Genomic DNA, 10,799 nt, shown 5'->3' on the forward strand with positions numbered 1-10,799 from the left:
TGAAGAAATTATGTCCGCCGAAGGTGGAGTTCAGTGAAGGGCGGGGCCGACATGACTGTCGACCCCGCCCTTCACTCGTCACGTGCCTCAGGTGCTCACGTTTTCAGACAGCGACGCGCGCCCTGCCCTCAGTCCGAGACGCGCTTCCTGCCCCACCGGGCCGTTGCCCCTCAGTCCAACAGATCGTGGCGCACGATCGACTGTTCGCGGTCGGGGCCGACGCCGATGACCGACATCCGGCAGCCCGAGATCTCCTCGAGCGCGAGCACGTACTTCTGCGCATTGGCCGGCAAGTCGTCGAAGGTCCGAGCCGCGGTGATGTCCTCGCTCCAGCCGTTGAAGTACTCGAAGACCGGCTTCGCGTGGTGGAAATCGGTCTGGGACATCGGCATCTCGTCGAAACGCTGCCCGTCGACTTCGTAGCCCACGCAGACGGGGATCCGGTCGATGCCGGTGAGCACGTCGAGCTTCGTGAGCACATAGTCGGTGAAGCCGTTGGTGCGTGCAGCGTAGCGGGCGATGACCGCGTCGTACCAGCCGCAGCGGCGCGGACGACCGGTGTTGACACCGAATTCGCCGCCGGCCTTCTGCAGGTATTCGCCCATCTCGTCGAAGAGTTCGGTCGGGAACGGACCGGCACCCACACGCGTGGTGTAGGCCTTGACGATGCCGACGACCCGGTTGATCCGGGTCGGTCCGATGCCGGTGCCCACACAGGAGCCGCCGGCGGTCGGGTTCGACGAGGTGACGAACGGGTAGGTGCCGTGGTCGACGTCGAGCATCGTCGCCTGGCCGCCTTCCATGACGACGACCTCGCCACGGTCGAGCGCCTCGTTGAGCATGAGCTCGGTCTCGGCGACGTAGGGGCGCAGCCGTTCGATGAAGGGTTCGAAGTACTCGACGATCTCCTCGACGGAGACGGCCCGGCGGTTGTAGACCTTGACGAGCAGTTCGTTCTTCTGCCGCAGCGATCCCTCGATCTTCTGCCGCAGGATGGACTCGTCGAAGATGTCCTGGACACGGATGCCCAGACGCCCGATCTTGTCCATGTAGGCGGGTCCGATGCCGCGCCCGGTGGTGCCGATGGCGCGTTTGCCGAGGAACCGTTCGGTCACCTTGTCCATCGTCTGGTGGTACGGAGCCACGAGGTGGGCGTTGGCCGAAACCCGCAGCTTCGAGGTGTCCGCACCGCGGGATTCGAGGGCATCGATCTCTTCGAAGAGTGCTTCGAGGTTGACGACGACGCCGTTGCCGATGACCGGGGTGACGTTCGGTGAGAGGATTCCTGCGGGCAGCAGCTTGAGTTCGTACTTCTCGCCGCCGACGACAACCGTGTGGCCGGCATTGTTCCCACCATTGGGCTTGACCACGTAGTCGACGCTGGTGCCGAGGATATCGGTGGTCTTACCTTTACCTTCGTCGCCCCACTGAGCGCCGACGACAACGATTGCTGGCATGAGAGTACTTCACCTCGAAGTGAAAGGGGATGTCATTACGCGCTAAGTCTACTGGGTCACACCGACACAACCACCAGCGGGAGCATCCGATCACCGAGGCGGCTCCACCCCTGGCGCCCCGTCCTGGCACACTCCCCCACTCACTCACTCGGCGATCGTGACGCCGCCGACCGCGCAGACACAACTGATGTCGTCCTTGTTCGCCACGTCACCCGGGCCTATGCTGAAGTCACCCACGTATCACGTCGTTCGGGCAGGAGCCTTCTGAACGTCGCCGGAGCAGTCGACTTCAGGGCATCACCGCTCTAAGGAGGTCGCTCATGTCCACCACCTCAATGCACCCGGCCACGAGTTCATCGCAGAACCCTTCGCCTTCGTCGCAGAATCTCTCGCTGCCGTACGCCAGCCGACACGACAAGCTCATCGGGTCCGTCATCGATGCCTCCACCACTCTGCTGGCCGCGTACGACCACGACATCGTCAAATTCGGGATGGGGGCACCCGCACCGGACATGCTGCCGGCGAAGGACTTCGCACGCATCGCCGGCGAGGTCTTCTCTCCGGAGAACTTCACCTACGGGGAGACGAAGGGCGAACCGATCCTCATCGAGGCGCTTCACGACTACCTCGCCTCCAGCGGACAGATCCCACCCGAACAGCAGGGCAACCGCGACCGTCTGCTCATCACCTCGGGCGGGATGCAGGGCCTCGACCTCGGGTTCAAACTCTTCGTCAGCCCCGGCGACCTCGTCGCCTGCGAATCCCCCACCTACACGAACGGTTCGGCCACAGCCATGAGCTACGAGGCGGAGATCCTCGAGATCCCCGTCGACGAAGACGGCATGCAGGTCGACGCCCTCGAAGAGCACACCGCACGAACCGGGCGCGCTCCGAAGGTCATCTACACCGTCCCGACGTTCCAGAACCCTGCCGGTGTGACGATGTCCCTGCCCCGCCGCGAACAGCTGCTCGCCTTCGCCCACCGTCACCGTTCGGTCATCATCGAGGACAACCCGTACGGCATGCTCCGCTTCTCCGGCGAATCCCTGCCGGCGCTCAGCGACCTCAGCCCGAACGATCCCCTCATCTTCGGCGTCCGCACCTTCTCGAAATTCGTCGCCCCCGGACTGCGCGTGGGCTGGATCGACGTCGACCCCGAGATCCGCGAACTCGCCGTCAACGCGAAGCAGACGATGGATTCCTGCGCGGCCGTGCCCAACCAGCACCTCATCGCCCGCTGGCTGGCCGAAGGCGGCGCGGACTCCCACGTCGAGGTCCTGCGTCAGGCCTATCGCGAGCGCAAGGTCGCCATGTCCGAAGGACTTCAGCGACTCTTCCCCGGCGAGATCCGAGCCACCGATCCCGACGGCGGATTCTTCCTCTGGGTGACCTTCGACGACGAGACGATCAACACCGAAGAGCTCATGCCCACCGCTCTCGAAGAAGGCGTCGCCTACATTCCCGGGCCCGCGTTCTCCCCTGCCGGGAACTTCTCGAACGCGCTGCGCCTGTGCTTCGCCTCGGCGACGCCCGACCGCATCGATGACGGCCTCGACCGTCTCCGCCGCGCCGTCGATCGGTACCGTTCCGAACGCTGACCTCCCACCACCCCTCGCCGAGGCGGCCGGCCCGACATGTGCACAATCACACGTTGAGCGTGCCCGATTCCGGGGTTCGCGGCCTCGGCAGTCGACGATAATGGAGATATGCGTATCAGACCGATCACCACTGTTGCCCTTGCCGGTCTTCTCGCTCTCAGCGGATGCTCCGGTTCCACCTCGGACGACTCCGAGCAGGCTCCGACCGACGACGCTCAGTCCCAGAGCCCGGAAGCGGCCGAAGAGACTCCCAGCCAGCAGGCCCCGACCGAGGACTCGGACGAGGACTCCGGTACGGACGATTCGTCCGGCACGGACGAGGACTCCGGCTCCGCCGACGATTCCGAGGAATCGCACCTGAAGCTCGACACCGGGGAGAAGACGATCACGATCGACCCCACCGATGTCTACTGCTCCGGGAAGCCGGGCAGTCTCCGACACATCATCGGCAAGACGAACAATGAGCTGCCTCTGGTCAAGGCCGAAGGCACCGATTTCGTCATGGTCAAGGTCGGTCAGGGACGGCCCTTCAAGGCGAATCGCCCCAAGGGCGTCGACATCGGCGACGAGAGCGTGACATTCGACGGAACCGAGCTCGGCACGGCAGTGCTCGACGGAACCATGACCTGCACCGACTGGGAGGACTGAGACAACTCCCGCACACACTGCGCGCCGCGACCCCGAATTTCGACGGGGCCGCGGCGCGCAGTGCATCCGGCACTCACTCCATGCTCATGCCCTTGGCCGGGACGATCCGCGACATGGCGCGGGCCGGAATCGCGGAGGCGAGCACGGCGGCGAGGATCGCGGCGGCCGCGATGAGACCGAGCTGCCCGCCCGGAACGCTGAGCACCGGGGCGCTCGACTCCGGGGTGATCGAGGCCGTTCCCACCCAGCCGAAGAACGTTCCCACCGCTCCGCCGAAGACCAGGGCGATGACCGTCATCAGCAGGGACTCGATCGTGATCATCCGCGACATCGACCGACGTGTGAAGCCGAGCGCCCGCAGCAGGGCACCCTCCCTCCGCCGGTCGATCACCGAAAGGGTCAGCGTGTTGCTCACACCGATCACCGCGATGATCACCGCGGCGGCCAGCAGTCCGAGCACCACCGTCAGCGCCACCTGGAACATCGAAGCGAACTCCGCCCGGGTCTGGGCGGGATCGGCATCGGCCTGCGCCCCAGCGCTCTCGAGTTCCGAGGTCAGCGCCTCGATCTGTGAGCCGGAGGCATCATCGGCGATCTTCACCCAGGTCTGTGATTCGGCGTCGCCACCGGCGGCCTTGACGATCCGCGCCTCGTCGGCCCCACTGACCAGTGCTGTTCCGAGGGGAACGTTGTAGGAGCCGACGGCCTTGAGTGAGACCGTGTCACCGCCGACGTCGACGGTCACCGTCTTGCCGTCGATGTCCTCAGTCCCCTCGTCGAGGCCGATGCTCGAGGGGTCGATGAGCACGGTTCCCTCGTCGACGTCGTAGCCGTCGCTGCGCATGACCGGGGAGTCTGCGGCATCCTCGGCGCTGGCCACGGCCAGATCGCCCGAACCGCCCAGCCCGTCGATGCTCACCGAGGCGGCCGGTGCGGGAACCTCGACACGGTCGTCGACGATCGAGGCGTCGTCGAGGGACGTCGTCACCGTGTCCGCGGACCCGGAGACGACGAGGTCGACGGGCGTGTCCTCGGCGGTGGCGAGCTCGAGCGTGCGCTGCAGGCTCGCCGAGCCGACGACCACGGCCGTGACCAGGGTGATGCCGATGAGCAGCGCCCCCGTCGTCGAGGCGGTGCGACCACCCGCCGAGCTGGCCGAACGTCCTGCCAGCTTCACCGTCGGCGAGCGCCGGGCCACCACGGCGACCACCCGGGCCAGGGCTGCCACCAGCGGCGGCACGAAGGCGCGAGCGCCGATGAGCAGGGCCACGAAGAGTCCGAAGCAGCCGAGGATGCCGAGGACCACGGACTGACCGGAGGCACCGAGCAGGCAGACGGCGACCCCGACCGCACCGAGCACGAGGGCGATCGTCGCCCGCACCCAACGGAAGCGGGGAGCCGCGGCCGGGACGTCGACGGGACGCAGCGCCTCGATGGGAGAGACCCTCGAGGAGCGCAGCGCCGGGATGAGTCCGGCGGCCACCGTGACGAGGATGCCGACCGCCGGCCCGGTGATGAGCGCCGCCGGCGAAAAGGACATCTGTGCGAACTCGGGCATCCAGAACGCCCGCGCGGCCGCGGCCAGCCCCCAGCCGAGGAGCAGACCGAGTCCGATGCCGAACGCCGACCCGACGATGCCGAGCGTGAGGCTCTCGAGCACCGCGGCCCCGCGCACATGGGACCGTGAGGCGCCGACGGCGCGGAAGAGGGCGAGCACCCGTGTTCGGGAGGCGACGAGCACATTGAAGGTGTTCGAGATGACGAGGGCGGCCACGCCGGCGGCAAGGAGGCCGAAGGCGATACCGACGGTCGAGAGCATGTCGGAGGAATCGGACATGGATTCGAGCTGCTCCTCGACGACCTGATCGACGGTCTTGACCTCGACCGCGTCGCCGGCTCCGGAGCGGTCGACGGCGGCGGTGACCGCCTCGGCGAGCTGTTCGCGGTCGGTTCCGCTGTCGGCGACGACGCGGATGGCGTCGGGGGCGAGCTCGGCCGGTGCGGCCGCCAGCCCGGCGTCGGTGAGATAGAGCGTCAGCCCCGCGGAGGTGGAGGATCCCGCGGCGATGCCTGTGACGGTGAAGCTCGGTCCCTCGTCACCGCCGCGGCCGGAACCGTCGAAGTCGCTGAGGCTGAGTTCATCGCCGACCGAGACTCCGAGAGTCTTCGCATCGGCCTCGCCCAGCATGAGTTCGTCATCGGCGCTGGGCTCCGACCCTTTGAGGACCTCGTCCTGACCCTGCGGGAGGTTCGTCACCCGACCCGTGACCTCGGCGCTGTCGGAGGACACGGAGACGTAGCCGGTCTGCGTGAGTTGGGCGTTGGAGGCGCCGTCGACCGCGGAGACGGTCTTCGTCAGCGATTCGTCGAGCGAGGCGGAGCCGTCGGCGACGTCTGCGGGGTCCGAGGCCTCGGTTTCGGTGACGGCGACGTCGGCGCCGGACCATTCGGCGCGGACTTGGTTGCGGAGCGTGTCGCCGAACGCCTGCGAGAACAGGAGGGCGGCGACGATGAAGGCCACGGACACGGCGATGGCGATCATCGCGGCGAAGAGTCGGCCCGAGGAGCTGCGGAGGTTCGACCATGCGATGCGGATCATCGGGCACCCCCGAAGGTCGTCGCGTCGGCGGCCGCGGTGACGTTCATCAGCGCGGTGGCCACCGATTCGGGGTCGGGCTGGGACAGTTCCCCGGCGAGGCGACCGTCGGCGAGGAGGACGACACGGTCGGCGCGGGCGGCCGCGCGGGGGTCGTGGGTGACCATGACGACGGTCTGCCCCAGTTCGTCGACGGAGGAGCGGAGGATGCTCAGCACCTCTTCGCCCGCGTTCGAGTCGAGGTTGCCCGTCGGCTCATCGGCGACGATGACGTCCGGTTGGGACACGAGTGCGCGGGCGACGGCGACGCGCTGCTGCTGTCCGCCGGAGAGCTCGTGGGGACGGTGTTTGAGGCGTTCGCCGAGCCCGAGGAGGTCGACCATGCGGCGGAAGACCTGCCGGTCCGGCTTCTTCCCGGACAGCTGGGAGGGCAGCAGGATGTTCTCTTCGGCGTTCATCGACGGCACGAGGTTGAAGGACTGGAAGACGAAGCCGATGCGGTCGCGGCGGATCGCCGTGAGCTTCCGGTCGCTCAGCTTCGAGATCGGGGTCTCGCCGATGATCACTTCGCCCGAATCGGGAGTGTCGAGGCCGGCGAGCATATTCAGCAACGTCGATTTTCCGGAACCGGAGGGTCCCATGATCGCGGTGAAGCGCCCGGCCTCGATGTCGATGCTCAGGTCGTCGAGGGGGCGGACGCTCGCGTCCCCCTCACCGTAGGTCTTCATCAGGGAGATGGCCTGGATGGCCAGCCTCGGTGCCGGGTAGGGGGTCTGGGCCGGTCGGGGGTCTGTGTGTGTCGGTGAGGAATTCATGACTCCAGCTTCGTCGCCCGCCCCACCTGGGCACATCGGACCGGAGGATGGTCTTCGCCGAGGTGGTGGCCGACTCGGCGGGGCCGGGTCATACCTGGGGATGAGTGCCGGAGTCGGTGTTCAGCTTCCCGGCGCGACGAGGCCGGCCTCGTAGGCGAGGACGACGGCCTGCACTCGGTCGCGGACCTCGAGTTTCATGAGGATGCGACCGACGTGGGTCTTGACCGTCGGCTGGGCGAGGAAGAGCCGCTCGCCGATCTCGGTGTTGCTCAGCCCCTTGGCGATGAGGGTGAGCACCTCCCGCTCCCGCGGTGTCAGCGATTCGAGGCGCCGGACCTCGTCCGCATCGAGCAGGTTCTGCGCGGGCAGGTTCTGTGCGGGCAGGTTCTGTGCAGGAAGATTCTGTGCCGCCGTCGGGGACTGTGATGAGTCCGCCGAGGTGGCCGTGGGCGAAGCGTCCTGCCCCGCGCCGAGGTGGGGCAGGATTTCGCTGTCGAGCAGGCGTCGCGTGGTGGTGGGGGCGATGACCGCTCCCCCGTCGACGACGGTGCGGATCGAGTCGAGGAGCACCTCGGGGAGGGTGTCCTTGAGGAGGAACCCTGAGGCTCCCGCCCGCAGGGCGCGCAGGGCGTACTCATCGTCGTCGAAGGTGGTGAGGACGATGATCTTCGGGGTGCGGATGTGGCCTTCGTCGGCGAGGGCCAGGATCTGCTCGGTGGCGTCGATGCCGTCGAGGCGGGGCATCCTCACGTCCATGAGCACGACATCGGGCTGTACTTGGCGGACCGTGTCGAGTCCGGCGATGCCGTCACCGGCTTGCCCGGCCACGCTCATATCCGTTTGGGAGTCGATGACCATGGCGAAGCCGGCCCGCACGAGGGCCTGGTCGTCGACGAGGACGACTCGCAGCAGATCAGGGTGGTGGGGGTCCCGGGCGTCGTGGGAATCACGGACGTCTCGGGAGTTCCGGGCGTCTCGACATCCTTGGACGGATTCGGTGTCCTGACCTCTGCCGGCGGTCACCGGCTGTTCCCCTCAGCGGAGTTCGCCTCTGAGACGCGGTCGTTCGCCTCTGAGACGCGGTCGTTCGTCTCCGAGGTGCGGTCGTTCAGCGCCGGGGCGCGATCGCTCGCCTCGGAAGTCCGGTTGCTCGGTTCCGCACCGTCGGTGCCGGTCTCCAGGCCAGCGCCGACGGCGCCCGCACGGCGGCTCAGCGGGAAGCGCGCTTCGACGAGGAAACCGGTCGCGGTGCCGAAGGCGCTGTCGGGGATCTTGCCATCGGTGACTCCCCTCGACCGGATCGCCCGTGCCGTCAGGGTCCCTCCATAGAGGGCGGCACGCTCCTTCATGCCGACGATGCCGTGCCCGCGGGCGCGGATGCCCCCGCCCTGGTCGGAAGTGCCGCCGTGCGCATTCGCATGGGAGGGACCACCGGCACCGTCATCGCTGATGCGGGTGACGAGTTCGCCACCGTCGACCTGCAGCGACACATGTGCCCGGACACCGCTGCCGGCGTGCTTGAGCACATTCGTCAGGGCCTCCTGGACGATGCGATAGACCGCGAGCGCGGCACCATCGGGCAGCAGCTCCTCGTCGAAACTGTCGACACCCGTGATCGAAATCGGCAGTCCGGCCGATCGCACATCGGCGATGAGCGTCCTGATGTCCGCAATTCCCGGCAGCGGTGCCGCCGAGCGGGCGTCGTCATCGTCGGAGCGGAGGAAGCCGAGGAGCGAGCGGGTCTGTGCGAGAGCATCGCGTCCGGTGTGGGCGATCGTCTCGAGGACCTCGACGGCCGCGTTCGGGTCGGCCTTCGCCGCGTAGCGTCCGCCGTCGGCCTGGGCGATGATGACCGAGAGCGAATGGGCGATGACGTCGTGCATCTCGCGGGCGATCCGCATCCGCTCGGCATCGGCGGCGAGCCGGGTCTCGGATTCGCGTTCCCGTTCGAGCAGGCGATTGCGCTCCCAGATGCCTTCGACCTCCCGACGGCGGCGGTAGCCGACATCACCGAGGAGCCAGGCGATGAGGACGATCGCGGCGCAGAGGGCCACGATCGTGGCGATGAGCAGATACTCCCCGAGCTCCAAGGGGTGCGAGTCCGGTCCGATCGTCGCCTGCAGGGAGACGAGATAGAACCATCCGCCGAACAGCAGCGCCCCGACCAGGCCGAGGCAGAGCGCGATCCGACCGTGGGTGCGGGTGCCCCAGGCGGTCGTCGAGTAGACGGTGAGCGGAACGGCGACGATGCCGAAGTTCGGTCCGATCATCGTGAGCACGCTGAGCAGGCAGCCGAATGCAATGACCATCGTGCTCAGCAGCGGTGTCGTCCGACGCAGGGCCAGCGGCGCGGTCTGGAGCAGGGCGATCGCGGCGTGGACGGGCACCGGCATGGATGTCAGGGTGTTCGGCTTGGCCGTGCCGACGGCGGAGATGACCGCCAAGGATGCGAGCGGAAGTGCCCAGAGCAGGGAGTCGGCGATCCATGGACGTGCGGCGAGGTAGCCGCGCACGCGGTCGAACCGATCGGGGTCTCCCTGCCGCAGTTCACTCTCGCGGGCGGGTGCCCTCGACTCTCGGTTGCTCATGGGGCTCATGCTAATGCGAGCCCCGAGGTGCCCGCATCATACCCAGGACTGATGCCCCTGCCCGAGCGCCTCGGCGCAGCCCCACGGTCCCGAGAGCCACCGGCGGCCTATGGCAGAATGGGGGCGACGCCCACGCGTCACGGCGGTGGGGCTCGCCGTACCCAACCTCGGGTTCCTGATTCCGCATCTCGGATATCGGGCTGCCGACAACAGTCCCTACCTCGACCGGCGTCAGCATGCCCGAAAGGTAGGAGTATCCATGGCCGAATTCCGTCCCCTTCATCTGCGTCTGCCCTCTCTGGGGCTGGCCGTCATCGGCGGCAGCCTCGGCACGGCCGCCCGGGAGGCGGTCGGCCTCGTCGTGGCCGACCGGGCGGGGATTCCGGTGGCGATCCTCGGGATCAACCTCCTCGGCGCGTTCTGCCTCGGCCTCCTCCTGTCCGGTCTGTCCCGGCTCGGCCGTGATGCGGGACTGCGGCGGACGGTCCGGATCCTGGTCGGCACGGGCTTCATGGGCGGGTTCACGACCTACAGTGCGCTGGCCACTGATACGGCGAGCCTCCTCGGCGATGGTCGGATCGGGGCGGGGCTGGCCTACGGTCTGGGCACCGTCGTCATCGGCGGGCTCGCCACCTGGGCCGGGATCGCGGTCGCGTCAACGCGAGCGAACAGGGGAGTCCGGTGAGCGCGCCGCTCTTCATCGTCATCGCCGTGGCCGGGGGCCTCGGCGCCGCGGTGCGCATGCTCTTCGACGGCGCCTACAAGGCGTGGAGCCCACGGTCGACGCCGTGGAGCACGCTGCTCATCAACGTCTCCGGCTCGCTCGTCCTCGGGGTCCTCACCGGCCTGGCCGGGGCGAACCTGCTGCCGGACGGCTGGCATCTCGTGCTCGGAACCGGATTCCTCGGCGGGTATACGACGTTCTCGACCGCCAGCTTCGAGACCATCAGCCTCATCGAGGAACGCAGATGGGGCTCGAGCCTGCTCAGCGGGCTCGGCACGCTCGTCCTCGCCACCGCCGCGGCCGGATTCGGCCTGTGGGTCGGCGGACTGTTCTGACACCGTCCGAACACGGCGATGCCCGGCGCACCTGCTGC

General features: G+C 67.9%; 9 protein-coding genes. 4 read left to right on the forward strand and 5 right to left on the reverse strand.

The window, feature by feature from the left end; all coding sequences use genetic code 11:
* Window positions 1-170: 170 nt before the first annotated feature.
* Window positions 171-1,457, reverse strand: a complete 1,287-nt coding sequence (locus tag ACQE2J_RS17040) for an adenylosuccinate synthase (RefSeq protein ID WP_426936709.1) — start codon at window positions 1,455-1,457, stop codon at window positions 171-173.
* 320 nt (window positions 1,458-1,777) lie between these two features.
* Here ACQE2J_RS17040 and ACQE2J_RS17045 point away from each other — a divergent pair, with 320 nt between their 5' ends.
* A complete protein-coding gene (locus tag ACQE2J_RS17045) occupies window positions 1,778-3,055 on the forward strand; it encodes a PLP-dependent aminotransferase family protein (RefSeq protein ID WP_240690090.1) in 1,278 nt (425 codons plus the stop codon).
* 108 nt (window positions 3,056-3,163) lie between these two features.
* Entirely contained in the window at window positions 3,164-3,703 is a 540-nt protein-coding gene (locus tag ACQE2J_RS17050) for a hypothetical protein (protein WP_426936710.1), read from the forward strand.
* 73 nt (window positions 3,704-3,776) lie between these two features.
* Here the strand turns inward: ACQE2J_RS17050 and ACQE2J_RS17055 are convergent, their stop codons facing one another.
* From ACQE2J_RS17055 to ACQE2J_RS17070, 4 genes are all read right to left on the reverse strand, one after another.
* The gene (locus ACQE2J_RS17055) at window positions 3,777-6,302 is read right to left on the reverse strand and encodes an FtsX-like permease family protein (protein ID WP_426936711.1); all 2,526 of its coding nucleotides are present in this window, start codon (window positions 6,300-6,302) and stop codon (window positions 3,777-3,779) included.
* Window positions 6,299-7,114, reverse strand: a complete 816-nt coding sequence (locus ACQE2J_RS17060; RefSeq protein WP_426936712.1) for an ABC transporter ATP-binding protein — start codon at window positions 7,112-7,114, stop codon at window positions 6,299-6,301. The genes ACQE2J_RS17055 and ACQE2J_RS17060 overlap by 4 nt, the downstream gene beginning before the upstream one ends.
* Before the next feature lie 120 nt (window positions 7,115-7,234).
* The gene (locus tag ACQE2J_RS17065) at window positions 7,235-7,972 is read right to left on the reverse strand and encodes a LuxR C-terminal-related transcriptional regulator (RefSeq protein WP_426937530.1); all 738 of its coding nucleotides are present in this window, start codon (window positions 7,970-7,972) and stop codon (window positions 7,235-7,237) included.
* A 161-nt stretch (window positions 7,973-8,133) separates the two neighbouring features.
* A complete protein-coding gene (locus ACQE2J_RS17070) occupies window positions 8,134-9,702 on the reverse strand; it encodes a sensor histidine kinase (RefSeq protein WP_426936713.1) in 1,569 nt (522 codons plus the stop codon).
* A gap of 259 nt (window positions 9,703-9,961) precedes the next feature.
* On the opposite strand from ACQE2J_RS17070, the gene ACQE2J_RS17075 reads away from it, so the two are divergent.
* Together ACQE2J_RS17075 and crcB are read left to right on the forward strand one after the other, a co-directional pair.
* A complete protein-coding gene (locus ACQE2J_RS17075; protein WP_426936714.1) occupies window positions 9,962-10,387 on the forward strand; it encodes a fluoride efflux transporter FluC in 426 nt (141 codons plus the stop codon).
* Window positions 10,384-10,761, forward strand: coding sequence for a fluoride efflux transporter CrcB (gene crcB / locus ACQE2J_RS17080; protein ID WP_426936715.1), 378 nt, complete (start codon window positions 10,384-10,386; stop codon window positions 10,759-10,761). The genes ACQE2J_RS17075 and crcB overlap by 4 nt, the downstream gene beginning before the upstream one ends.
* Window positions 10,762-10,799 lie beyond the last annotated feature (38 nt).

Source organism: Brevibacterium sp. LE-L (genome assembly GCF_050214925.1).
Classification (GTDB): domain Bacteria; phylum Actinomycetota; class Actinomycetes; order Actinomycetales; family Brevibacteriaceae; genus Brevibacterium.

Excerpts from the sequence above, each read along its gene's own strand:
- ACQE2J_RS17055 (WP_426936711.1), bottom strand. The coding sequence starts at position 6,302 with ATGATCCGCATCGCATGGTCGAACCTCCGCAGCTCCTCGGGCCGACTC.
- ACQE2J_RS17040 (WP_426936709.1), bottom strand. The coding sequence starts at position 1,457 with ATGCCAGCAATCGTTGTCGTCGGCGCTCAGTGGGGCGACGAAGGTAAA.
- ACQE2J_RS17065 (WP_426937530.1), bottom strand. The coding sequence starts at position 7,972 with ATGGTCATCGACTCCCAAACGGATATGAGCGTGGCCGGGCAAGCCGGT.
- ACQE2J_RS17060 (WP_426936712.1), bottom strand. The coding sequence starts at position 7,114 with ATGAATTCCTCACCGACACACACAGACCCCCGACCGGCCCAGACCCCC.
- ACQE2J_RS17070 (WP_426936713.1), bottom strand. The coding sequence starts at position 9,702 with ATGAGCAACCGAGAGTCGAGGGCACCCGCCCGCGAGAGTGAACTGCGG.
- ACQE2J_RS17045 (WP_240690090.1), top strand. The coding sequence starts at position 1,778 with ATGTCCACCACCTCAATGCACCCGGCCACGAGTTCATCGCAGAACCCT.
- ACQE2J_RS17050 (WP_426936710.1), top strand. The coding sequence starts at position 3,164 with ATGCGTATCAGACCGATCACCACTGTTGCCCTTGCCGGTCTTCTCGCT.
- ACQE2J_RS17075 (WP_426936714.1), top strand. The coding sequence starts at position 9,962 with ATGGCCGAATTCCGTCCCCTTCATCTGCGTCTGCCCTCTCTGGGGCTG.